This window comes from Nocardia sp. NBC_00881 (assembly GCF_045207455.1).
In the GTDB taxonomy this organism is placed as follows: domain Bacteria; phylum Actinomycetota; class Actinomycetes; order Mycobacteriales; family Mycobacteriaceae; genus Nocardia.
Map to the genome: position 1 here is coordinate 6,452,679 of NZ_CP108798.1, position 22,599 is coordinate 6,475,277.

At 67.0% G+C, this 22,599-nt stretch carries 19 protein-coding genes; 11 read left to right on the forward strand and 8 right to left on the reverse strand.

The features are described from left to right. Positions 1 to 111: 111 nt before the first annotated feature. The 4 genes from OH799_RS27940 to OH799_RS27955 form a co-directional block, all read right to left on the reverse strand. The gene (locus tag OH799_RS27940) at positions 112 to 1,518 is read right to left on the reverse strand and encodes a sensor histidine kinase (protein ID WP_406270000.1); all 1,407 of its coding nucleotides are present in this window, start codon (positions 1,516 to 1,518) and stop codon (positions 112 to 114) included. After that, positions 1,515 to 2,225, reverse strand: coding sequence for a response regulator transcription factor (locus OH799_RS27945; protein WP_406270003.1), 711 nt, complete (start codon positions 2,223 to 2,225; stop codon positions 1,515 to 1,517). Before OH799_RS27945 ends, OH799_RS27940 begins: the two co-directional genes overlap by 4 nt. A 287-nt stretch (positions 2,226 to 2,512) precedes the next feature. Next, positions 2,513 to 2,899, reverse strand: a complete 387-nt coding sequence (locus OH799_RS27950; RefSeq protein ID WP_406270006.1) for a hemophore-related protein — start codon at positions 2,897 to 2,899, stop codon at positions 2,513 to 2,515. A gap of 112 nt (positions 2,900 to 3,011) precedes the next feature. After that, entirely contained in the window at positions 3,012 to 5,075 is a 2,064-nt protein-coding gene (locus tag OH799_RS27955; RefSeq protein ID WP_406270009.1) for an AMP-binding protein, read from the reverse strand. 321 nt (positions 5,076 to 5,396) lie between these two features. Here OH799_RS27955 and OH799_RS27960 point away from each other — a divergent pair, with 321 nt between their 5' ends. From OH799_RS27960 to OH799_RS27985, 6 genes are all read left to right on the forward strand, one after another. Next, positions 5,397 to 9,434, forward strand: a complete 4,038-nt coding sequence (locus OH799_RS27960) for an ATP-binding protein (protein ID WP_406270011.1) — start codon at positions 5,397 to 5,399, stop codon at positions 9,432 to 9,434. Next, the gene (locus tag OH799_RS27965) at positions 9,431 to 9,844 is read left to right on the forward strand and encodes a roadblock/LC7 domain-containing protein (RefSeq protein ID WP_327112333.1); all 414 of its coding nucleotides are present in this window, start codon (positions 9,431 to 9,433) and stop codon (positions 9,842 to 9,844) included. The genes OH799_RS27960 and OH799_RS27965 overlap by 4 nt, the downstream gene beginning before the upstream one ends. A gap of 7 nt (positions 9,845 to 9,851) precedes the next feature. Further along, positions 9,852 to 10,226 carry a DUF742 domain-containing protein gene (locus tag OH799_RS27970; RefSeq protein ID WP_327112335.1) on the forward strand — a complete coding sequence of 125 codons (375 nt, stop codon included), beginning with the start codon at positions 9,852 to 9,854 and terminating at the stop codon, positions 10,224 to 10,226. Then, positions 10,207 to 10,809, forward strand: a complete 603-nt coding sequence (locus OH799_RS27975) for an ATP/GTP-binding protein (RefSeq protein ID WP_327112337.1) — start codon at positions 10,207 to 10,209, stop codon at positions 10,807 to 10,809. The genes OH799_RS27970 and OH799_RS27975 overlap by 20 nt, the downstream gene beginning before the upstream one ends. 51 nt (positions 10,810 to 10,860) lie before the next feature. Continuing rightward, a complete protein-coding gene (locus OH799_RS27980) occupies positions 10,861 to 12,492 on the forward strand; it encodes a carboxyl transferase domain-containing protein (protein WP_406270015.1) in 1,632 nt (543 codons plus the stop codon). A 199-nt stretch (positions 12,493 to 12,691) separates the two neighbouring features. Then, the gene (locus tag OH799_RS27985; RefSeq protein ID WP_357263263.1) at positions 12,692 to 13,549 is read left to right on the forward strand and encodes an aldo/keto reductase; all 858 of its coding nucleotides are present in this window, start codon (positions 12,692 to 12,694) and stop codon (positions 13,547 to 13,549) included. 24 nt (positions 13,550 to 13,573) lie between these two features. Here the strand turns inward: OH799_RS27985 and OH799_RS27990 are convergent, their stop codons facing one another. Further along, a complete protein-coding gene (locus tag OH799_RS27990; protein ID WP_406270018.1) occupies positions 13,574 to 14,677 on the reverse strand; it encodes an NAD(P)-binding domain-containing protein in 1,104 nt (367 codons plus the stop codon). Positions 14,678 to 14,767: 90 nt separating this feature from the next. Here OH799_RS27990 and OH799_RS27995 point away from each other — a divergent pair, with 90 nt between their 5' ends. The 4 genes from OH799_RS27995 to OH799_RS28010 are packed head-to-tail and all read left to right on the forward strand — an operon-like array spanning position 14,768 to position 19,251. Then, positions 14,768 to 15,496, forward strand: coding sequence for an enoyl-CoA hydratase (locus tag OH799_RS27995; protein WP_406270021.1), 729 nt, complete (start codon positions 14,768 to 14,770; stop codon positions 15,494 to 15,496). Further along, positions 15,496 to 16,638 carry an MBL fold metallo-hydrolase gene (locus OH799_RS28000; protein ID WP_406282671.1) on the forward strand — a complete coding sequence of 381 codons (1,143 nt, stop codon included), beginning with the start codon at positions 15,496 to 15,498 and terminating at the stop codon, positions 16,636 to 16,638. Before OH799_RS27995 ends, OH799_RS28000 begins: the two co-directional genes overlap by 1 nt. A gap of 40 nt (positions 16,639 to 16,678) precedes the next feature. Next, complete coding sequence (locus OH799_RS28005) at positions 16,679 to 16,894, forward strand: antitoxin (RefSeq protein ID WP_327112347.1); 216 nt, start codon at positions 16,679 to 16,681, stop codon at positions 16,892 to 16,894. A gap of 47 nt (positions 16,895 to 16,941) precedes the next feature. After that, the gene (locus OH799_RS28010) at positions 16,942 to 19,251 is read left to right on the forward strand and encodes an ATP-dependent DNA ligase (RefSeq protein ID WP_406270024.1); all 2,310 of its coding nucleotides are present in this window, start codon (positions 16,942 to 16,944) and stop codon (positions 19,249 to 19,251) included. Between the two features lie 70 nt (positions 19,252 to 19,321). Here the strand turns inward: OH799_RS28010 and OH799_RS28015 are convergent, their stop codons facing one another. Then, on the reverse strand, positions 19,322 to 19,966 hold the full coding sequence (locus tag OH799_RS28015; RefSeq protein ID WP_406270027.1) for a cysteine hydrolase family protein: 645 nt from the start codon (positions 19,964 to 19,966) through the stop codon (positions 19,322 to 19,324). A 265-nt stretch (positions 19,967 to 20,231) separates the two neighbouring features. Then, positions 20,232 to 20,291, reverse strand: coding sequence for a hypothetical protein (locus OH799_RS28020; RefSeq protein ID WP_406282673.1), 60 nt, complete (start codon positions 20,289 to 20,291; stop codon positions 20,232 to 20,234). Between the two features lie 268 nt (positions 20,292 to 20,559). On the opposite strand from OH799_RS28020, the gene OH799_RS28025 reads away from it, so the two are divergent. After that, on the forward strand, positions 20,560 to 21,495 hold the full coding sequence (locus OH799_RS28025; protein WP_406282676.1) for a lipase family protein: 936 nt from the start codon (positions 20,560 to 20,562) through the stop codon (positions 21,493 to 21,495). 208 nt (positions 21,496 to 21,703) lie between these two features. Here OH799_RS28025 and OH799_RS28030 read toward each other — a convergent pair whose 3' ends face one another. After that, complete coding sequence (locus OH799_RS28030; RefSeq protein WP_406270030.1) at positions 21,704 to 22,348, reverse strand: ammonium transporter; 645 nt, start codon at positions 22,346 to 22,348, stop codon at positions 21,704 to 21,706. Positions 22,349 to 22,599: the final 251 nt, after the last annotated feature.

The following is a 22,599-nucleotide window of genomic DNA, read 5'->3' on the forward strand; positions in this document are numbered from 1 at the left end:
CGAGCGGATGCGAGCCGGGCCGCGACCGAGCAATGCTCGGTCTCGCTTCGCTCTGAAGCGGGGACGAGGCCGATGTGGTCGCGTTGGGCGGCCGACGGGATCGGCTGTCAATCAAACACGGTCAGGGAGCACGAGGACCAGGCGGACGCCGCCGAGGGTGCCGTCATCGAAATAAGCGCGGCCGCCGTGTAATTGGGCCTGTTGCGCGACCAGGGCGAGGCCGAGTCCGGAGCCGCCCTTGCTTGCCTGGCTGCCGCGGAAGAAGCGGTTGAAGACGGCTTCGCGCTCATCGGGTGGGATGCCACGCCCGTTGTCGTCGATGGTGATGACGATGTGGCTGTTGGCCGCACGATGCGCGGAGACGAGGGCTTCGGTGGCCCCGCCGTGCTTCACCGAGTTCGCGAGGGCGTTGTCCACGGCAAGGCGTAGCCCGGCGGGCAGACCGCGGGTCACCAGCTCGGCGTCGGAGTCGATGTGCACTGTGAGGCCGGAGAAGTGCCGTATGGCGTCATGCGCTGCTTGGTCGCACAGGTCCCCCACGTCGGTGGCGACGTGGTCGTGCTCGTTGGTCAGGTCGCCGGTCGCCAGCCGCTCCAGTGCTGTGAGCGTCGTCTCCACCCGGCCCTGGCTGTGTTGCAGGTCACCGAGGATCTCCGCGCGCTGTGCCTCGTCCAGATCGAGGGTGCGCAGCACCTCGAGGTCGGTGCGCATCGCGGTGAGCGGGGTGCGCAGTTCGTGTGCCGACACGGCGGCGAAGTCACGCGCGGTCTCCAGCGCGGCCGCAGTCTCCGCCTGTGCCTGGTCCACGCGCTGCAGCATCGTGTTCACCGCGTCGGCCAGCTTCTCCGCCTCGCGCACGCCCGAGCCTTCCACGGGCGGTTGGGGATTGCGCGGATCGGGGAACGCGCTGCGTGCGCCGACCTGCCGGGTGAGCCGGACGATCGGGCGTACCGCTGCGCCCGCAAGCAACCAGCCGAGCGCCGCTGCGGCGGCGATGGCCAGCAGTGCGCCGCCGAGGACCCAGCGCTGCTGCTCGGCGGTAGCCTCGGCCGCGCCCGCCGCGGGTATGCCGAGCGAAACCACTCGTCCCGCAGGCTGAATCTCCGTGGTGGTCAGGATCCGGTACGGGGTGCCGCCCACTGTGGTGGTGCGCGAACCGGTAGGCAGCGCGGGCAATTCGGTCGTGGTGCTCGCCGTGATCGCGCCTTTGTCGCGGACAGTGACGGCCATGTCGTTGTTCAGCCCGGTCACGCTGATGAAGTTGACCGCGATGACCGGCTCGATCAGCACGATACGCGCCGCGATGGCGAGCTGCTGGTCGGACTGCTGCACGTTGTTGCGCTCGATGGCGCGGATGCTGAGCAGGCTGATCAGCGTCACAATGACGATCGCGCCTGCCGCCGCGGCACCCGCTACCCTGGTGCGCAGCGAAAACGAACGCCGCCGATGGTTTTTCGGCGGCGCGGCGAACGTGCCCGGTGCCGCCTCTCGAGCCGGATGAAGCGCGGGCTCGGTCATTTCGGCGCTCGTAGGACGAACCCGACACCGCGGATCGTGTGCAGCAGTCGGGGTGTGCTGTCCACCTCCAGTTTGCGGCGCAGGTACCCGACGAAGACGTCGACCACGTTGGTGTCGGCCGCGAAGTCGTAGCCCCACACCAATTCCAGCAGCCGTTCGCGGCTCAGCACCACGCCGACGTTCCTGGCCAGCGTGGCCAGCAGCTCGAATTCTCTTTTGGTGAGCTCGATCTCGTGACCGTGCAGCAATGCGCGGTAGCCGGCGACGTCCACCTCGAGCGCACCGATGGTGATCGCGCCAGGGGTTGCCGGAGCAGGAGTGTCCGACCGCCTGCGCAGCAGCGCCCGGATTCGCGCCACCAGCTCCGCCAACACGAACGGTTTGATCAGATAGTCGTCGGCGCCGGACTCCAGCCCGGAGATGCGATCATCCACCGACGCGCGGGCGCTGAGCACACAGATCGGCACCTCATTGCCCATCGCGCGCAATGCGGTGACGACGCCCGCGCCGTCGAGCACGGGCATGTTCATGTCCAGCACGACGGCATCCGGCGCGTGTTCGTTCACGCTGCGCAGCGCCTGCGCGCCATCCCTGGCCACCAGCACGTGGAAACCGGACAGCCGCAGTCCGCGTTCGACCGACGCGAGCACGTCCTCGTCGTCGTCGACGACGAGGACGGTCGGGATCGAAGTTGTCACGTCATCCATTGTGCCGCCACTTGGAGAAGGTATCGGTTAGGTGACCTGCTGATTTCGTCGGCACATGGCAGGAAGGCCACACCGCTGGTCGCTCCAGACGCAGGACCTGAACAGAATCCCGCTGCTCGACTGGTACGGCACGCCACGTAACTACTGATTTCGTAAGAACATGGGTAACTCACCGGGTACGCCCAGAACTCGAGTGGCACCGGACGTAGGACCTGAACGCAAATCCCGCGTCACCCGACTAGTACGGCCTAAAGACCCGGAGAGGCGGGGGAGCGAGGCGGAACAGCTCAATAGCTGTGGCAGGATTCGGCCACGACACGGAAGGTGTCGCGCAACTGCGCGGTCCGCGGATCATTCTCCGCGTCACGTGCCGCCTCCGGGTTCGCGTCGATGGTCCGCCGCAAATCCGCACGCCGCTGCTCGACCGGCTGATCGAACTTGCGCTGCAGCTCGGCCTTCTGCGTCGGGTTGGCATCGAGCATCGCCGCCAGCTGCGGTGCCTTCGCGTGCAGCGCGGCGTCGACTTGGGCGAAGGAACAGGTGGAATCCAGCAGTGGTGCGGCCAGCTCCATCGGATCGGCGGCCGCGATCGCGGGACTGAGGAACAACGCAACCGTGGCGAATCCTCCTGCGGCGAGTGCGGTGACGGCGGGACGGCCTACGGAAAGCTTCATGGATGCTGCCTCCAGATCATCGAGGGGTTCTGTCTCGAGGCTATTACGGGCAGCTGGCGCGCGGGTGAACGCTCTCTGAGGAAACTCTGAGAAGCGTTGCCGGACCGCGACTTCAGGACCGCGCGACCGAGTCCACGTCGGGCGCTACCACATCGTCGGGATTCTCGATGGTGTCCGGCACCGACTCCTCCTGCATCGGCCGCGCCGCGCGGATCTGCTCCGCCAGCGACACGAGCGCTGCGGGATCGTCGATCGTGGATGGCACCTCGAACGTCTCGCCGGAGATGATCTGCCGGATGGTCTTGCGTAAAATCTTGCCTGATCTGGTCTTGGGCAGCGCGGTCACGACGACCGCGTCGTGCAGGGTGGCGATCGCGCCGATCTGGTCGCGTACCCGCTGGATCAGTTCATCGCGCAGCTGTGCGGGATCGATCTCGACGCCGGACTTCAGCACCACGTAGGCCAGGGGGCGGTGGCCCTTGAGTTCGTCGGGCAGACCGATCACGGCGCATTCGGCGACCGCGTCGTGACCGGCGATCGCCGCCTCGATGCTGCCCGCCGAGAGCCGGTGCCCGGCCATGTTGATGACGTCGTCGCTGCGGCCGAGGACGAAGAGATAGCCGTCCTCGTCGAAATAGCCGGAGTCGCCGGTGAGGTAATGACCGGGGTAGGCGGAGAGGTAGGACCGTTCGTAGCGGGCGTCGTCGTGCCAGAGTCCGGTGAGGGTGCCGGGCGGCAGCGGCAGTCCGATGACGATATTGCCCTCGGTGTTCGGAGCCACCGCATTGCCGGATGAATCGAGCACACGTAGTCGATAGCCGGGCACCGGCACCGACGCCGACCCCGCCTTGATCGGGAGCTGCTGTATGCCGCGCGGGTTCGCGCAGATCGGCCAACCGGTCTCGGTCTGCCACCAGTGGTCGACCACGGGGCAGTCGGAGCGGCCCGCGAGCAGGATCTCGTCGGCCCAGGCATAGGTGGCCGGGTCCAGCCGTTCGCCTGCGCAGAACAGCGCGCGCAGCGAGGACAGGTCGTATTCGCGCGCCAGTTCGGCGCCGGGGTCGGCCTTGCGGATCGCGCGTAGCGCGGTCGGCGCCGTGAACAGCACGTCGACCTTGTGCTCGGCGATCACCCGCCAGTAGGCCCCCGCATCGGGGGTGCCGATCGGCTTTCCTTCGTATAGCAGCGTGGTCGCGCCGACCAGCAGCGGGGCGTAGACGATGTAGGAGTGGCCGACAACCCAGCCGACATCGGATGCCGCCCACATCACCTGACCTGCGTCGACGTCGTAGATGTTGCGCATGGACCAGGCGAGGGCGACCGCGTGCCCGCCGTTGTCCCTGACCACGCCCTTGGGTTTCCCGGTCGTGCCGGAGGTGTAGAGGATGTACAGCGGATCGGTCGCGGCGACCGAGACCGGATCGGCGAGTGGCGCATCGCGGACAGCGTCGTCCCAATCGAGCCATCGCGCCGCGACGGTGTGGGTGGAGCTCGGTAGGAAGCCGGTGGCGGGCTGCGGCGGAGGGAAGGGGATGGTCTGGAACTGTGGCCGCTGTTTGACGATCACCGTGCGCGGCGCGGTGGTCTCGGCAAGATCCAAAGCCTGTAACACGATCGGCGGGTATTCGATCTTCTTGCCCGGCTCGAGGCCGCCCGACGCTGTGACGATCAACACAGGTTCGGCGTCATCGATACGTGCCGCCAGCTCCGGCGCGGCGAAGCCGCCGAACACCACCGAGTGCACCGCGCCGATCCGTGCACAAGCCAGCATCGCGACGACCGCCTCGGGGATCATCGGTAGGTAGATCACCACACGATCGCCCGCCGAGACGCCGAGCCCGGCCATCGCTCCGGCGAACCTGGACACCTGCTCGAGCAGCTCGGCATAGGTGATAACGACTCTGGTGTCGGTGATAGCGGAGTCGTATATCAAAGCGGGCTGATGCGCGCGGCTTCTGTCATCGGAGGTGCCTCCGTGCACATGCCGGTCGAGCGCGTTGAAGGAGGTGTTGAGGCGAGCGTCGGGGAACCATCTGGCCGCCGGACGAGCGCTGGTGTCGACGATCTGCGTCGGCGGCACGTCCCAATCGATCGCCGTGGCCGCAGCGGCCCAGAACTCGGCGGGATCGACCAAGCTGGTCTGGTAGGCCGGTCGGTACTCGTGCCTCACGTTCAACCCCGTGACTCCCTAGCCTCGCCTCGATGCCCGCCTCGATAGATCCGGTTGATTGTGGCAGACTTCACGCGACGCCCGGTTGGGTGCCGCGACCTTAGGTTTTGCCTGGAACTGGCAGGTCAATGATCGCAACATCACGCCAAGTCGCCCAAGAAGTTATTGATCCGTTAGAATCTGATGTCACTTATTTTGGGCCGTCGTAGACGCAATTTCTCGGCCAGCCGCAGCTCTCGGCCAGCTCCACCTGTCGAGCCAAGCACGCGATTGTGGAGGTTCGGTTGATGGTGCGTGGTAGAGGCCAGTTTGGAAAGTGAGTGGGAGATGCGTGACGCCGCTAGGTCCGGCAATAAGCGCTGGGCGCTCGGCAACTGGGACCTGCGCTGGAAGGTAACAGCGGTCCTCGCTGTTCCACTCGCGGTCGCGGTCGGGCTCGGCGTGTCCAGAATTTCGGCGCAGTTCGCGGAGTCGAACCGGCTCGCCGACATCGCCGAGAGCGTCGCCGCCATCCCGGCGGTCACCGCGCTCAGCGCGCAGACCGCGACCACTGCGAGCTCCCAGATGGTCTCGCTGGGCAACCAATCCATAGCTACTGATCAGAATCTGGCGGATCTGGACAAGGCGATCGCCAACGCCGAGAACGCGATCAGCCGGCTCGACAGCGTGCCCGGTGCACGCGCGGCCATCGACAGCATGCTCACTCAGGCCAAGGGCGTCCGTGCCCAGGGTAAATTGCCTATCACCGGTCCGCCTTCGGACTCTGTCGCGCTGATGGATCGCGTCGTCAACGACAGCGTGCGCACCGTCGAGACCACGGTCGGCCAAGTCAGCGACACCGCCGTGGACGCGGCCAAACTGCGGCTGGTCGACTCGCTCAACACCCGTGCCACCCTGGTCAGCGAAGTCGCGGCCTTCTCCGAGGTGTTGCGCAACCAGCAGTCCGGCGTGCAGAGCTTCCTGGTCGCGTCCAACACCGAGCGCGCACTGCTCAACGTGCTCGCGCACCGCTTCTCCGACGGCGACACCTCGATCGCCGATCTGCGTGCTGGCATCGACACCAGGATCGCGCTGCTGACCAGTCCGCAGGCTCAGGCGGGCCAGCTCCCGGTCGGTGACCTGAAGAAGTCGCTCCAGGACAGTCTCGCGGTTTACGAGCACGTCGTCGGCAAGGCGACCAAGGACATCGATTCCGCGATGAACGAGCTGGTGTCCACAGCCCAGGGCGGCGCGTGGACCTACACCGTGGTCGTCATCGCGACCATCCTTGCCGCGCTCCTGCTCGCAGTCTTCGTCGCCCGTTCGATGATCGTTCCGCTGCACCGGCTGCGTCTCGCCGCGCTGCGCGTGGCCGAGAGTGACTTGCCGCAGGAGGTCGCCGAGCTGCGCAACGGTGCCTCGCCGGAGGAGGTTCCGCTGGAGCCGATGCCGGTGCGCAGCACCGAGGAGATCGGTCAGCTGGCCCGCGCCGTCGACGACATCCATGGTCAGGCGCTGCGGCTGGCGAGCGATCAGGCGAAGATGCGTTCGCAGGTCAATGACATGTTCGAGACCTTGGCTCGGCGGTCGAAGTCGCTCGTCGACCACCAGCTCACCCTCATCGAGGCGATGGAGTACGACGAGAAGGACCCGCGCCTGCTGGAGAACTTGTTCCGGCTGGACCATCTCGCTGCGCGTATGCGCCGAAACGGCGACAACCTGCTGATTCTCGCGGGTACCAGGCAACGCCGCGCTAAGTCGGCTCCGGTCGAGATCGGCGACGTGCTGCGTGCCGCGATCTCCGAGGTAGAGGACTACGAGCGCGTGAAACTCGGCGCGACGCCGCGCGGTTCGCTGAAAGAGCCGTCCGCCTCCGACCTCGCGCATCTCTTTGCCGAGCTGCTGGACAACGCGCTGCGGGCGTCGCCGCCGGAGACCGACGTCAAGTTCACCTTCGCGCAGGCGCATGACCAAGGTTTGCTCATCGAGGTCGCTGACCGTGGTATCGGTATGCCGCCCGCAGAGATGGCCGACATCAACCGGCGGCTCGAGCAGACCGCGGAGCCGGGCCCCGACACCGCCCGCCATATGGGTCTTTTCGTCGTCGGCAGGCTCGCCGAGCGGCACGGCCTCTCGGTGCGGCTGCGGCCCACCTTCGATACCGCCCGCGATCCCGGCGTGACCGTCACCGTGCATGTGCCGATCGGTCTGATCGTCGCGGAGAAGCCGATCGCGGGGCAGCCCGTCGCCCCGCAACCCGCACCGCAGCTCTCCGCGCCGCAGCGGCCGTCGGCGCAGTCGTCCATGCAGACGCGGGCGATCACGCGCACCCCGGGGGGCAATGTCATGGTCACAGTCGATCCCCGGGTGAGCGGGCCGATTCCGGCAGCCAACCCCACGCCCAGCGCACCATCCAGCGGGCCGATCCCGTCAGGCCCCGGCGGTCTGCCGCGCCGTCAGCCGGGTTCGTCGATGTCGTCCGGTTCACATTCGGACGCTCAACAGTCGGGTGCGTCGTTGCGTCCCGCGCCAGGAACGCCCGGCCAGAATTCGAGCATGCCGCAGCGCGGCAAGCTGGCCGCGGCCAACCTGCCCAAACGCAACCTCGGACCGGGCGGTCCGCCGCCGCGCAGGCCGGATGGTCCGTCCGAACCGACTGGCACTGGTCTGCCGCCGCGCGAGCCGAATTCGGGCGAACTACCGCTGCGTCATCCTGGCATCAACGGTGTACCGCAGCCCAGCACCGGCCTCCCGCAGCGCCAGCCGAGCGCAAACGGCCTACCGCAGCGTGAGTCTGCGTCGGGTTTGCCGCAGCGTGAGTCTGCGTCGGGTTTGCCGCAGCGTGAGTCTGCGTCGGGTTTGCCGCAGCGTGAGTCTGCGTCGGGTTTGCCGCAGCGTCAGCCCGCGTCCGGTTTGCCGCAGCGTGACTCGACGCCAGGTGGTCTGCCGCAGCGCGACGCAACCGCAAACGGTCTGCCGCAACGTGCTTCCGCTCCCACCGGATTGCCGCAGCGCGAGCCGAGTTCGGGTGCGCTGCCGGCCGTGAACGGTCTACCTCAGCGGGATTCCGCCTCCAACGGTTTGCCTCAGCGGGATCCGGCCGCGGACGGTTTGCACCGCCGGGAGCCGAGTTCGGGTGCGCTGCCGGCCGTGAACGGTCTACCTCAGCGGGATTCCGCCTCCAACGGTTTGCCTCAGCGGGATCCGGCCGCGGACGGTTTGCACCGCCGGGAGCCGAGTTCGGGTGCGCTGCCGGCCGTGAACGGTCTACCTCAGCGGGATTCCGCCTCCAACGGTTTGCCTCAGCGGGATCCGGCCGCGGACGGTTTGCACCGCCGGGAGCCGAGTTCGGGTGCGCTGCCGGCCGTGAACGGTCTACCCCAGCGGGATTCCGCCTCCAACGGTTTGCCTCAGCGGGATCCGGCCGCGGACGGTTTGCACCGCCGGGAGCCGAGTTCGGGTGCGCTGCCGGCCGTGAACGGTCTACCCCAGCGGGATTCCGCCTCCAACGGTTTGCCTCAGCGAGATCCGGCCGCGAACGGTTTGCCTCAGCGGGATCCGGCCGCGAACGGTTTGCCTCAGCGAGATCCGGCCGCGAACGGTTTGCCTCAGCGAGATCCGGCCGCGAACGGTCTGCCTCAGCGGGACCCCGCCGCGAACGGTCTGCACCGCCGTGAGTCGGGCAGCGATGGTCTGCCGCAGCGCGAGTCGGGCATCGGTGGTCTGCCGCAGCGTGAGCCGGGTATCGGTGGTCTGCCGCAGCGTTCGTCCGCAGCGGCGAGCCTGCCGCAGCGCAATGCCGGTCCGACCGGCCTGCCGCAGCGGCAGCCGGGCGCCCAGGTACCGCGGCGTGAGCCCGTGCCGCCGGGAGTCGGTCTGCCGCAACGGGATCGCAGCACCGAGCCCGCGGTGAGTGCCAGTAGTGAGCAGCCCGCCGTCTCGCAGGCGCGCGATCCTGGCAAGCACAGCTACCGGTCCAACCCGGCGAAGACAGCCTCTTTCTTCCAGACAAGGCTGCAACCCGCGCCCGAGTCGGGGCCGTCGATGGGTACGCCGATCTTCGCTGAGATGATGTCGGCGTGGCTTTCGGATCCCAACAGCGATCGGTCCCAGATGGCCGAGTCGTTCGACTCCCCGGGTGACGAAGGCTGGCAGGCGGCTCGTCGAGCGAGCGAGGCGCAGTCCGAAACGAAAACGGCGGCCGGGTTGCCGCAACGCAATCCGGGCGGAAGGCTTGTCCCGGGCGCCGTAAGTGGTGCGGTGGACCGGGCGCCGCATCGCGATCCAGAAACAATCAGGTCCAGCTTGAGTCGTCACCAGCAGGGCGTCCGGGATGGCCGCGCAATGAGAGCAATGAACCTAACCGGAGATAAAGGAGACCGATGAACCCCGATCTAGGTGGTACGAATCGTCAGCTGGATTGGCTGGTTTCGAACTTTGCCAACGAGGTTCCTGGCGTAGCCCATGCTGTCCTGGTCTCGGCTGACGGCCTACTCATGGCCGCGAGCGCCCAGCTGCCCGTCGATCGTGCCGAGCAGCTCTCGGCCGTGACGGCGGGCCTGGCCAGTCTGTCAGTGGGCGTCTCGAATCTGTTCGAGGGCGGAACCGTGCTGCAGTCCGTCGTCGAGATGGAGCACGGCTACTTGCTACTCATGGCAGTTGGCGATGGCTCCTATCTCGCGGTGCTGACGAACACGTCCTGTGACATCGGTCAGGTCGGCTACGAGATGGCTCTGTTGGTCGAACGTGTGGGACAGTCGGTTCAGGCCACACCACGCGTCACGATGGGTTCCTGATGGTGGGATGGACATAGAAGATCACCGCATGAGGAGCGTCGAGCCGAGCCTCGTACGGCCATACTCGCTGACCGCAGGCCGCACCAGGCCCGCGGTCGAGTTGGCGTTGGAGGCCCTTGTCGCATCGCATCCGGTCGCCCTGGAGCGGCAGTTCGAACTGAGCAACATCGAGACGTCAATCGTGGAGTTGTGCAGAGAATCGCCGTCCGTTGCCGAGGTAGCAGCCAGACTGGGTATCCCCATCGGGGTAGCCCGAGTGCTCGTGGCCGACCTGATCGAGGCCGGGCACGTGCGCGTTTCGGCAACTTTGAAAGACGATTCCAGCGACGATGAACGTCGCGAGCTGATCGAAAGGGTTCTCAGTGGACTCCGGCGTATTTAATTCGACGGCGCAGGTCGACACCCGTACCAGCAAGCCGACCTCGGCGAAGATCGTGGTCGCGGGTGGCTTCGGTGTCGGCAAGACCACGTTGGTCGGTGCTGTCTCGGAGATCGTTCCGCTGCGCACCGAGGCATTGGTGACCAATGCCAGCGCCGGTATCGACAACCTGACCGGCATTCCGATGAAGTCGACCACCACGGTGGCGATGGACTTCGGCCGCATCAGCCTCGCCGACGATCTGGTGTTGTACCTCTTCGGTACGCCGGGCCAGTACCGCTTCTGGTTCATGTGGGATGACCTGATCCGCGGCGCCATCGGCGCCGTGGTGCTGGTAGACACTCGCAGGCTGGAGGACAGCTTCGCGGCGGTCGACTACTTCGAAGCGCGCGGCCTACCCTTCCTGGTGGCGCTCAACGAATTCGACGACGCACCGCGGTACCCGATCGAGGACATTCGGCAGGCACTGGCCGTGCCCGCCGATGTGCCGATTCTGTCCATCGATGCTCGGCGTCGTGAGCCCGCCAAGCATGCGCTGGTCACGCTCACCGAGTACGCACTGCGCAAGGTGATGCAGGGCTACTGAGTGCTCGCGCGGCACCCCGGCTCATCGGATTCCGCCGGATAGGCTCGCCCGGTGCGTATTTCGGCGCGGGAGCTGCTCGAGCAACTGCTCGACACGGAATCGTTCGTCAGTTGGGACCGGCCGCCGGTGACGGTGGCTGCGACTCCGCGGTATCGCGATGCGCTGCGGAATGCGGCGGTAGCGGCGGGCACCGATGAGTCGGTACTCACCGGGGAAGGGCTGCTGCGTGGTCGCCGTGTGGCCGTGATTGCCTGCGAGTTCGAATTCTTGGCGGGTTCGATCGGGGTTGCCGCGGCGGAGCGGATCGTCGCTGCGGTGGAGCGTGCCACCGAACTCGGCGTGCCCTTGGTCGCCTCGCCGACCTCGGGCGGCACCCGGATGCAGGAGGGCACCGTCGCCTTCGTGCAGATGGTGAAGATCGCGGGTGCGGTCGCTGCACACAAGTCCGCCGGGTATCCGTATCTGGTTTACTTGCGCAACCCGACTATGGGTGGTGTCTTCGCCTCGTGGGGTTCGCTGGGGCACATCACCTTTGCCGAACCGGGCGCCCTCATCGGGTTTCTCGGTCCCCGGGTCTATCAAACCCTCTACGGCAGACCCTTTCCGGAAGATGTTCAGACTGCGGAGAACCTCTACCGCCGCGGCGTCATCGATGGCGTCCTCCCGATCTCGGTATTCCGCCGCATAGCCCATCGCGCTCTGAGCGTGTTCAGCGGAGTCGAGCCGCCGGATTCCGCTGCTGCTCAACCTGACATGACACATGATCGCGACCCGCTCGCATCGGAGTCGCGACAAGAATCGGCACGCGACGCCACGCTACAGCTGTCCGACGCGGCGAAGCGACCAGACCGCCATTCGAAAAAGATTGTGCCGGAACAAAATCCTCGTGGCGGCGGGCCCGAGGACGGTCCAGCGTGGCGGTCGGTCCTGATCTCGCGCCGCCCGGAACGTCCAGGCATCCGTGACCTGTTGCGTCATGTGACGCAACGTGTTCCGCTCAGCGGCACCGGGCAAGGAGAGTCGGATCGCACGGTCGCGCACGCGCTCGGGCGATTTCGGGGTCAGCCTTGCGTGGTGTTCGGCCACGATCGACGTGGCCAGGAGGGCGAGAACACCATGGGGCCGGCGGCGTTGCGCGAGGCGCGGCGCAGCATGGCGCTTGCCCGGGAGTTGAGGCTGCCCCTGGTGCTGGTCATCGACACGGTGGGCGCGGCACTGTCGAAGGAGGCCGAGGAGCGTGGCCTCGCACCTGAAATCGCACGCTGTATCGCGGACTTGGTGGCCTTGGACACGCCGACTATCTCGGTACTGCTCGGTCAGGGCACCGGCGGCGGCGCGCTGGCCCTGCTACCCGCGGATCGGGTGCTGGCCGCCACGCATGGGTGGCTCGCTCCGCTGCCGCCGGAGGGCGCCAGCGCCATCGTGTACCGCGATACCGGCCACGCGGCGGAGCTCGCTGCGGCCCAACGGATCAGTGCCGCCGATCTGCTCGCCGACGGTGTGGTCGACCGAATCGTGCCCGAGTATCCGGATGCCGCCGACGAGCCCGTGGACTTCGCGCGCCGGATGGTGGCCGCGGTCGCAGGCGAACTCGCCGGCCTGCGTGCCCGATCCGAACCGGAGTTGCTCGCCGCGCGGAGGGCGCGCTACCGCAGGCTGGGCCTGCCCGGCGTGGCGGACTGACCGACTGTGTTAGTCCTGCGGCGCCCGCGGCCCCGCGAACGTGCTCGTACAGGGCTGGAGTGTGATGATCAGGGCGTCTTGGACGCGAGCCGGGCCCGGAACGTACTCATAAGAACGTCGGGGTGCATCCAGCAAACTGTAAGCCAACACGCCCGAGGCCGTGATTGACGGTTCGCCGCCGCACTTCTACCGTCGAAATGTGACCTTCAAAAGCGAGACCAGCGCCGTTCCCTCGATCGTGCTGAGCGACGGGAACGTGATCCCGCAACTCGGCTTCGGCGTGTTCCAGGTGCCTGCCGAGGGTGTCTTCCCGGCTGTCACCGCCGCGCTCGAGGCGGGCTACCGCAGCATCGACACCGCCGCGATCTACGGGAACGAAGAGGGCACCGGCCGTGCGATCCGCGAGTTCGGCGTACCGCGTGACGAGGTCTACGTCACGACCAAGCTGTGGAACTCGGAGCAGGGCTACGACTCCACGCTGCGCGCCTGCGACGCCAGCCTCGACCGGCTCGGCCTGGACTACCTCGACCTCTACCTCATCCACTGGCCGGTAGCCGCCGCCGGCCGGTTCGTCGACACTTTCCGCGCCTTTCAGGCGCTGAAGTCGCAGGGGCGGGTCAAGTCGATCGGCGTGTCGAACTTCACGGTCGCGAACCTGCAGCGGGTGATCGGCGAGACCGGCGAGATCCCTGCGGTGAACCAGATCGAGCTGCACCCCCGGTTGGCCCAGCGTGAGTTGCGGGAGTTCCACGCGGCGAACGCGATCGCCACCGAGGCGTGGAGCCCGCTCGGCCAAGGCACTTTGCTCGATGACAGCACCATCGTCTCCGTTGCCGCCGCGGTCGATCGCACCCCGGCTCAGGTGATCATCCGCTGGCACCTGCAGCTGGGCAACATCGTCATCCCGAAGTCGGTCACGCCTTCGCGGATCGCGGAGAACTTCGACGTGTTCGGCTTCGAACTCGCCCCGGAGCAGATGGACGCGATCAAGTCGCTGGACAGCGGCGAACGGATCGGTCCGGACCCGGACACCTTCACAATGGGTTTGTCGGACTGACCCAGCCGGTCGCCGGTCTGCCGGTCAGCGCAGCCCCAGGTGGTCGGCAAGTTCGATCGCCGCCGCGTGCCCCGCGCGATTGGCGCCGATGGTGCTCGCCGACGGCCCGTAACCGATCAGATGGATCCGAGGATCGGCGGCTACTTGTGTGGCCAGCCGGCCGGACATGGTGATCCCGCCGCCGTGCCCGCGCAGCCGCAGCGGCGCAAGATGATCGAGTGCGCTGCGGAATCCGGTGGCCCAGAGAATCACGTCCGCCCGCTGGAAGGTGCCGTCGGCCCAGCGCACCCCGCCGGGCTCGATGCGCTCGAACATCGGCAACCGCGTGAGGGCGCCCCGCATCCGCGCTGCCCGCAACCGGTCGTCGAGGCGCAGGCCGGTCACCGAAACTACCGAGCCGGGCGGCAGCCCGTGCCGCACCCGGTCCTCGACCATCGCCACGGCGGCACGTCCGACTTCCTCGGTGAACGTGCCATCGCGGAAGTGCGGTGGTGTCCTCGTCACCCATGTGGTCGCGGTGACCTGGGAGATCTCGTCGAGCAGTTGCACCGCCGAGATACCGCCGCCAACCACGACGACATGTTTGCCCGCGAACTCCTCGGCGGTGCGGTAGCCGCGGGTGTGTAGCTGGTGGCCGGCGAAGGTCTCCGCGCCGGGATAGCGCGGGATGAACGGATGCTCCCAGGTGCCGGTGCAGTTGATCAGGCCGCGCACCCGGATGGTGCCCGCCGCGTCGGTTTCCGCGTTGAGCAGCGGACCGCGCTGGGCCGGGCTACCGTCCTCGGTGCGATCGCAGACCACCGTGACCGACACCTGCCGGTGTACCCGCAGGTCGAACCGCTTCTCGTACAGCTCGTAGTAGTGCGGAACCGCGGTTGCGGCGGGGGCGGTGTCCGAACCAGGCGGCAATGTTTCCGCGAACGACATGCCTGGCAAGTCGTGCACCTTGTTGACCGTGTTCAGGGTCAGCGAGGGCCAGCGGAACTGCCAGGCGCCGCCAGGGCCTGGTGCATGGTCCACGATCCGAAATTCCCGTTCGGGACGCAGCCCGAGACGCTGGAGGTGGTAACCGGCCGACAGTCCCGCCTGACCAGCGCCGATCACCAGGATGTCGAAGTCTGTCGGCACAGCCGGTGATCGTATCGCCCAGCACGGAATGGGCGGTCGGCTGTGGCAGAGTGAAGAGAATCAGAAGGACCGTTCAGTTGGGGAGGTCGCATGCTCGGCGTCAGCCGCGATGGTGACGTGGTCACCATCGAACTTCAACGGGAGGAGCGTCGTAACGCGCTCGACAGCGAGCTCGTAACGCTGCTGCGCGAAGCCGTCCTCGTCGCCGTCGCCGATCAGGCGCGGGTCATCGTGGTGACCGGGCGAGGCCCGATCTTCAGCGCGGGCGCCGATCTGTCCGGCGTGCGCTCCGACGAATTCCTCTCCGGCTTGCGGGAGATGCTGCACACGATCGAATCGGCGCCGATCCCGGTTATTTCGGCGATCAACGGCGGCGCGTTCGGTGCGGGTGTCCAGTTGGCGCTGGCCTCGGATCTGCGGGTGCTCGCGCCCGATGCCTACCTAGCGATCCCGGCCGCGAAATTGGGCATCACGGTGGACCGCTGGACTATGCGCAGGCTGGTCTCGCTGATCGGTGGTGGTCCGGCCAGGACTGTCCTGCTCGGCGCGGAACCGGTGTCGGCCGCCGACGCCTACGCCTTCGGGTTCGCCAACCGAATCGGCACCCTCGCCGAGGCGCAGGTCTGGGCGAAGGAGATCGCCGAGCTGGCGCCGCTGTCGCTGCGTCACATGAAACTGGTGCTCAACGACGACGGCACCCGCGATCCGGAGAACGCGCAGCAGCGCGCGGCGCTGGAGGCGGCGTGGACGAGCGAGGACGCCAGGGAGGGACGCTTGGCCCGACAAGAAAAGCGTGCGGCGAAGTTTGTGGGGCGATGATGAACCTTCGACGTATCGCCGGTGCGGCCGCGGGTGCGCTCGGCATCAGCTGGGTGGTGCGGGCGGTGTGGGGCATCCCCTCCGCAATGGGCGCTTCGATCTCGGCGATCCAGCCGTACGCGGCGGGTGCGACGAGCTACCGCGACCGCCAGTTCCACAACACCGAGCCCAGCAGCCAGCTGGCCGCGGGTTCGGCTCCCTCCCTGCTGGTCTCAGCCCTGACCAAGCGCAACGTGGGCAGGCCGCCAGGGCCGATCCCATTGCAGACCCCGAAGGCACCACCCGAGGCGGCCGACCTCGCTGTCACCTGGTACGGCCACGCCACCACCCTGATCGAAGTCGACGGCTATCGGATTCTCACCGATCCCGTATGGAGCGAACGGGTTTCTCCGTCGGCCATGGTAGGACCTGCGCGGATGCACCCTGTGCCGCAGCCGCTGTCCGAACTGCCCGTGGTGGATGTGGTGATCATCTCGCACGATCACTACGACCACCTGGACAAGGAGACCGTCCGGGAACTGGTGCTACGCCAGAGCGCGCCGTTCCTCGTCCCGATCGGTATCGGCGCGCACCTGCGGCACTGGGGTGTCCCAGAAGATCGGATCGTCGAATTGGATTGGGGAGGTTCTCTATCGCTCTCCGCGCTGGGGCGTGGCAGAGACGGTGCCGATCTGGTGCTGACCTGTACCGAGGCACGGCACTTCTCGGGCCGCGGCCTGATCCGTAACACCACGTTGTGGGCGTCGTGGTCGATCGTCGGATCGACGCGACGGGCCTACTTCGGCGGTGACACCGGATACACCAAGGCTTTTGCCGAGGCCGGCGCGGCGCTCGGTCCGTTCGATCTGACGCTGCTGCCGATCGGCGCATACGACGAGCGTTGGCCGGACGTGCACATGAACCCGGAGGAGGCGGTCCGGGCGCACGCCGACCTGTGTGCCGGCGATCCCGGGCGCGGCCTGCTCGTGCCCATCCACTGGGCGACATTCAACCTCGCCTTCCACGGTTGGTCCGAGCCGGTGCGGCGGATGGTGGCGGCCGCTCGAGCCGGAGGCACCACCGTCGCCGTGCCGATGCCGGGGCAGCGTGTGGATCCGCGGGGTGTCTCCCCAGGGGATTCCTGGTGGGAGAATGTTGGATGAATTACTCGGGATAGTTGGCGACAGGAAGGGAATGACGGCGATGAGTTTCGCGGACACTCTGAAGGGCCTGGTCGGCAAGGGAAAGGAAGCTGCGGCCAAGAACGCCGACAAGATCAACGACGCGGTCGACAAGGCCGGTGACTTCATCGACCAGAAGACGCACGGCAAGTACTCGGACAAGATCGAGAAGGGCAAAGAGGCCGCCAAGAAGGTGGTCCCGCCCGACCAGTCCGGCCAGCAGGGGCCGCAGGCCTGAGGTCGTGGCGGGGGCCGAATGTCGGTCTCCGCCTCTACACTGCGGTTATGGTTTCCCGCCGGAATTTCGGTGGTGTCGAGGTTGAGCTGAGCAACCTCGACAAGGTGCTGTATCCGGCAACCGGCACCACCAAAGGCGAAGTCATCGCCTACTATTCGGCGATCGCGCCCGCCATGCTCCCGCATGTCGCGGGGCGTCCGGTTACCAGGAAGCGCTGGCCTAACGGAGTCGACGAGGCCTCCTTCTTCGAGAAGAATCTCGCGGCGCATGCGCCGTCGTGGCTCGAGCGACATACGATGCGGCATTCCGGACGCACGGTCGTCTACCCGGTGATCGATTCCGAGGCCGGGCTGGCCTGGCTCGGCCAGCAGGCGTCGCTGGAAGTCCATGTGCCGCAATGGCGGTTCGACGGCGACCGGATGGGTTCGGCGACCAGGCTGGTGTTCGATCTGGACCCGGGCCCGGGGACCGGGCTCGCCGAATGCGCCAGGGTAGCGCTGGCGGTACGCGACATGGTCGAGGGGATCGGCTTGCGCACGTACCCGGTCACCAGTGGCAGCAAGGGAATTCATCTCTACGTGCCGCTGGATCGGGAGCTGAGCCCTGGCGGCGCCTCCACGGTGGCCAAGCAGGTGGCCACGAATCTCGAGAAGCTGCACGCGGATCTTGTCACCGTGACGATGGCGAAGTCGGCGCGCGGCGGGAAGATCTTCTTGGACTGGAGCCAGAACAACCCGGCCAAGACCACTATCGCGCCCTACTCGCTGCGCGGGCGCCCGGAACCCACTGTCGCGGCACCGCGCACCTGGAAGGAGATCGAGAACCGAAAGCGGTTGCGGCACTTGCTGTTCGACGAAGTCCTCGCTCGGTATCGGTCGGATGGTGATCTGCTGGCCGAGCTCGACCCGCCGCTGGACTCGGCCTCGGCGGAATCGGGCGCGGACGCGCTGGCGAAGTACCGGTCGATGCGTGATCCGGCGCGCACCCCCGAGCCGATTCCCGCCGAGCGGCCCGAGTCGGCAGAGAACAACCGGTACGTCGTGCAGGAGCATCATGCGCGGCGACTGCATTGGGACGTACGGCTGGAGCGCGACGGGGTGCTGGTCTCCTGGGCGGTACCGAAAGGCCCGCCGACCTCCTCGCACCAGAACCGGCTCGCCGTGCACACCGAGGATCATCCGCTGGAATATCTGGATTTCCACGGCGCCATCCCGAAAGGGGAGTACGGCGGGGGCGAGATGACGATCTGGGATTCCGGCACCTACGACACCGAGAAGTGGCGCGACGACGAGGTGATCGTCCAGTTCCACGGCAGACGGCTCAATGGGCGGTACGCGCTGATCCAGACCAACGGCAACCAGTGGCTGATGCACCTCATGCGAGAGCAGAACGGTGCGGGGCCGGACGACGCGGAGCACGGTTCAGAACCCGAGGCGTCTGCCGGTCGAATTATCCGCCCGTCGAGCGGGGCGTCGCCGTTCCCGCGTGGTCTCGCGCCGATGCTGGCCACCCCCGGCGACGTCGCCGACCTCGACGCCGACGAATGGTGTTTCGAGACCAAGTGGGACGGGTTCCGGCTGATCGCCGAGGTCGACTCCGGCGCGGTCACTTTGCGCAGCCGGGCCGGGAACGTGGTAACCGATCGCTACCCGGGGATGCGGAAGCTTGCGCGGGAACTGGCCGGGCACAGCGTGGTCTTGGATGGCGAGGCAGTGGTATTCGACGATCACGGCGTCGCTACCCTCGGGTTGTTGCAGGCCGACGCGGCGCGGGCCGTGTTCGTCGCCTTCGACGTCCTGTATCTGGACGGCACCTCCCTTGTCCGGAAACGGTATTCGGACCGCCGCCGGGTGTTGGAGGCGCTGGCGGCGAATGCCCCGTCGCTGCTGGTGCCGCCGCGGCTGGACGGTTCGGGCGCGGACGCGGTGCACTACAGCCAGGAACACGGGCTGGAGGGCGTGGTCGCGAAACGCAAGGACTCGGTGTATATGCCGGGCAAGCGCGGGCATTCGTGGGTGAAGCTGCGCAACTGGCGCACCCAGGGTGTGCTGATCGGTGGCTGGCGGCGCAGCGCGGCCAGGAACTTCAAGTCGCTGCTTGTCGGCATTCCACACGAGGGGCGGCTGTACTACGTCGGGCGGGTCGGCACCGGGTTCACCGAGCCGGAGATGCGGGATCTGGCCCGACGGCTGAGCAAGCTGGAGCGCAAGACCTGCCCGTTCGACAACGATCTCACCGCGGAGGAGCGTAAGGAGGCGGTGTGGGTGACGCCGAAGCTCGGCGGCGCGGTGCGGTTCATGAACTGGACCGAGACAGGTCGGCTGTGGCATCCGGCGTGGATGGACAGCGCGAACTGAGCGCGGTCACGCCGCGTCGCAGTGCCCGCCCGAAGCGATTCCGGCCGTGTGCCGGCATGTCCCTGCTTCGTCAGTTGGTGCCCGCGAGGAGCGGTGTGATGGTGGCGATGTCCGTGACCAGCGTGTGGCCTTGGAATTCGAAGTCGTCGTAGGCGCGCGCCATGGCCTCTTTGTCCCGGCCGCCGCAGGCATCGCTGATCACCACCGGAACGAAACCGAGGTCGGTGGAGTGCGTGACGGTGGGGGCGATGCCGATCTCCAGTGCGACGCCCGCGATCGCGTACGCGCCGATGCGCAGGTCGCGCAGCATCGAAGCCAGCGGAGTGCCTTCGAACGCGGACATCGACGTCTTGTCGAACACCACCTCGTCCTCGCGCGGCCGCAGTTCGGGAACCAGCTCGAAGGCCGGGGTGTCGCGTTGCAGGATGAAGCGCACCTTGTCCACCGAATCCACCTGCTGCCAGCTCATGGCCATGCGCAGCGCGAACGTTCCGCTGAGGCGCTCGGGCAGGAAGAAGTGGCGCAGGAAGACCACGGGATAACCGCCTGCCCGCGCCGCGTCCACCACCCGCACCACGCGCTCGATGATCTCCGGGCCGTCCGGCAGCTGGCTGAGCACGCCGACCTGCATGTCGTAGACGATCACTGCCAGCCGGTCCGGCGCGCACACGTCGGCGAGTCCTTGTGGGATGTCCAATCCGTTGCCATGCCGCATGTTCGGCCACTCCTCTTCGTTGCGTTCTGGTCGCCGACGGCGCGGAACTTGGGGCGATCGGGTTGCGCTAAGGGCTATTTCGCACCACTGTAGTCAGCAGAGAGGACAGCCGCGGCGGTGGGTCCGACCTGGAAGTGACCCGTTGCCGGGCCTCTGACCTGGCAGTACCGTTAGTACCCAGAGGCAGTAGGTGAGTCGAGGCCAACGACGCCCGGCGCACGGTCACTCTGTCTCGCCGGACTGGGGAGGCCGTGATGAACAAGATTCACGGAATGTCTGCCACTGGGCAGTCGCCGCATCGGGGCCTGCGCGTCATACGGACCATTCCGGCAGCCGTTCTCGCGGCGCTGACCCTCTTCGCCGCGATGCTGGTCACCGCCCCGGCGGCGTTCGCAGGTGTGCCACACCCGGACGACGACCCCTTCTACGCGGCACCTGCCGACCTCGCCTCGTACCCGAACGGCGCCGTTCTGGACTCGCGGCCGATCGCGCTGTTCGGTCTGTCCCTTCCGGTCTCGGCGTGGCAGGTCGCGTATCGGACCACCGACGCGAGCGACCGTCCCGCGCCCGGCGTCGCGACGGTGATGGTACCGATGCTGCCGTGGTTCGGACCGGGGGCGCGGCCACTGCTGTCCTATCAGGTCCCCGAGGACAGTCTCGGCACCCGGTGCGCGCCCTCGTTCGCGCTGCGCGGAGGTTGGGATACCGGCGTGGTCAACACGCTGATCGACACACCATTCATGGCCGAAGCGCTCCGACGGGGATGGGCCGTGGTGGCCAGTGACTACGAAGGCCCGCAGTCGCGGTTTCTGGACGGCGTGAATTCCGGACGCGGCGTGCTGGACGGTATTCGGGCGGCCCGCGATTTCCCTGCGGCCGGCCTCGGACCCACCACACCGATCGGGGCATGGGGCTATTCGGGCGGCGCATTCGCGACGTTGTGGGCCGCGCAGATGCAACCGCGTTACGCGCCGGACGTCCGGTTCGCCGGGATCACCTCAGGCGGTGTTCCCGCGGATTGGCCCACCATCGCCCGGCACGCGGACGGCGGTGTGCAGGCCGGGCTGGCGCTCCTCATCCTGTTCGCGGTCGCCCGCAATAATCCCGCCGACGGCGTCCTGGAATTGCTCAACGAGCATGGGCGGGCGGCACTGGCCGAGGACGCGGCGGCTTGCGGGTCCGATCTGGTGCCGAAGTACGTCGGGGCGCGGGCCGACGACTTTTCCACGGTACCAAATGTGTTGGGCCATCCTGTTTTTCGTGTCGCAACGGCAGCACAAGAGCTCGGCGGCAGCGCGCCCACTGTACCGATGTACCTGTACCACAGCACGACCGACGACGTGATACCCGTAGCCGGATTCACCGACCTACTCGGCCGGTACTGCGCGCAGGGGGCGACCATCACGTCGCTGCATTCGATGTTGCCGACTCACAATCCGACGGCGATCGGTGAGGCGTCGGGGGCGATGGGGTACCTCGCGGATCGGTTCGCGGGGGTGCCGGTGGCGGATGGATGTCATTCGCGATAGTCCATCCTCCGGGCTGTCGCTAGGGGTGGTGGGGTTCACGACTCGAGACTGTGGCGCTGCTCCGAGTGAGTAGGCATCCTGGTGTGTCTCGATAGCTGTATGGGAAGCGAGGAGGACGCGCATCGGTTGGGTGGAGAAGCGAGACGGCGCGCACGGAATCACCAGGGATTCGGTGCGCGCCATGTCGAGGGCGCGGGTGTCAGTTCTTCTAGCGGCCGGTGGCGTCCACCCACTGGGTGGTTCCCGGCGGGGCGTTGAGAGTATTGAGCAGGTCGATACCGGCGACGATCAACGTGGGGCCGCCGGCAACCAGAGTCCCGATGACAGCCCCGATTGCGGCGCCGGTAAGCACTGTGCCGATACCTACCGGACCACCGACGATCCCGATCAGTCCGATGGCCGCTCCAATGGCAGTGCCGATGAATCCACCAACGGCGGTGGCGATGCCGAACTGAGTCAAGAAGGCTTGCTGAGCTAGCTGGTTCTCATACGGGGAGGCGACTGGTGTGGCGGCTGGGCGAGCGTGCGCGGCATCCCTGACTACGGTTAGCTCCAGCACCCGGTCTGCGTCCTTCACTGCATAAGGCAGTGGGTACTCGAGCCCGTCCTGCCGGAAGGCCAGCGGCATTGTGACCACTACGTTTCCGGCTTCATCCTTGACGTCGACCGAACCGCCGGATGCTGAGAACGTGCCCCCGGTGAGGGTCGTGACGATCTTCTCACCTATCAACTGGGCCTTGTACTCGATGTTCGGGACGGGGGTCGCGGCTGGTTCCGCGTGGGTGGTACCCGCGCCCACCGTCAGCGCGGCGACGAGTGGTAGCACAGCCGCCGCGATTTTATGGACAATCATTTCCGGTTCCAATCTCATCAGGTTCTGACCACTGGGGAACGCCGCGGGCGCCGGAATTCCTTCCCCCGCACACGCATACAGCCGTGATGTGATCAAGAAGACAGCTCTCGACAAGCAACTGTACTGTGACTGAAGGGTTTGGACGTCGAATTGAACGGGTATTCTTGCTGTTTTTGATTGTGCCAGTCTTGTTATAGCCGTTGCCTATTCGCTGTCGAACGGGCCGGCGCCGTCGACACGTACCCTTGCCG

Bases quoted from the DNA above. Each gene is read 5' to 3' on its own strand.
- OH799_RS27940 (WP_406270000.1), bottom strand. From the start codon at position 1,518: ATGACCGAGCCCGCGCTTCATCCGGCTCGAGAGGCGGCACCGGGCACG.
- OH799_RS27945 (WP_406270003.1), bottom strand. From the start codon at position 2,225: ATGGATGACGTGACAACTTCGATCCCGACCGTCCTCGTCGTCGACGAC.
- OH799_RS27950 (WP_406270006.1), bottom strand. From the start codon at position 2,899: ATGAAGCTTTCCGTAGGCCGTCCCGCCGTCACCGCACTCGCCGCAGGA.
- OH799_RS27960 (WP_406270011.1), top strand. From the start codon at position 5,397: ATGCGTGACGCCGCTAGGTCCGGCAATAAGCGCTGGGCGCTCGGCAAC.
- OH799_RS27965 (WP_327112333.1), top strand. From the start codon at position 9,431: ATGAACCCCGATCTAGGTGGTACGAATCGTCAGCTGGATTGGCTGGTT.
- OH799_RS27970 (WP_327112335.1), top strand. From the start codon at position 9,852: ATGGACATAGAAGATCACCGCATGAGGAGCGTCGAGCCGAGCCTCGTA.
- OH799_RS27995 (WP_406270021.1), top strand. From the start codon at position 14,768: ATGCTCGGCGTCAGCCGCGATGGTGACGTGGTCACCATCGAACTTCAA.
- OH799_RS28000 (WP_406282671.1), top strand. From the start codon at position 15,496: ATGAACCTTCGACGTATCGCCGGTGCGGCCGCGGGTGCGCTCGGCATC.
- OH799_RS28005 (WP_327112347.1), top strand. From the start codon at position 16,679: ATGAGTTTCGCGGACACTCTGAAGGGCCTGGTCGGCAAGGGAAAGGAA.
- OH799_RS28010 (WP_406270024.1), top strand. From the start codon at position 16,942: ATGGTTTCCCGCCGGAATTTCGGTGGTGTCGAGGTTGAGCTGAGCAAC.
- OH799_RS28015 (WP_406270027.1), bottom strand. From the start codon at position 19,966: ATGCGGCATGGCAACGGATTGGACATCCCACAAGGACTCGCCGACGTG.
- OH799_RS28025 (WP_406282676.1), top strand. From the start codon at position 20,560: ATGCTGCCGTGGTTCGGACCGGGGGCGCGGCCACTGCTGTCCTATCAG.
- OH799_RS28030 (WP_406270030.1), bottom strand. From the start codon at position 22,348: ATGATTGTCCATAAAATCGCGGCGGCTGTGCTACCACTCGTCGCCGCG.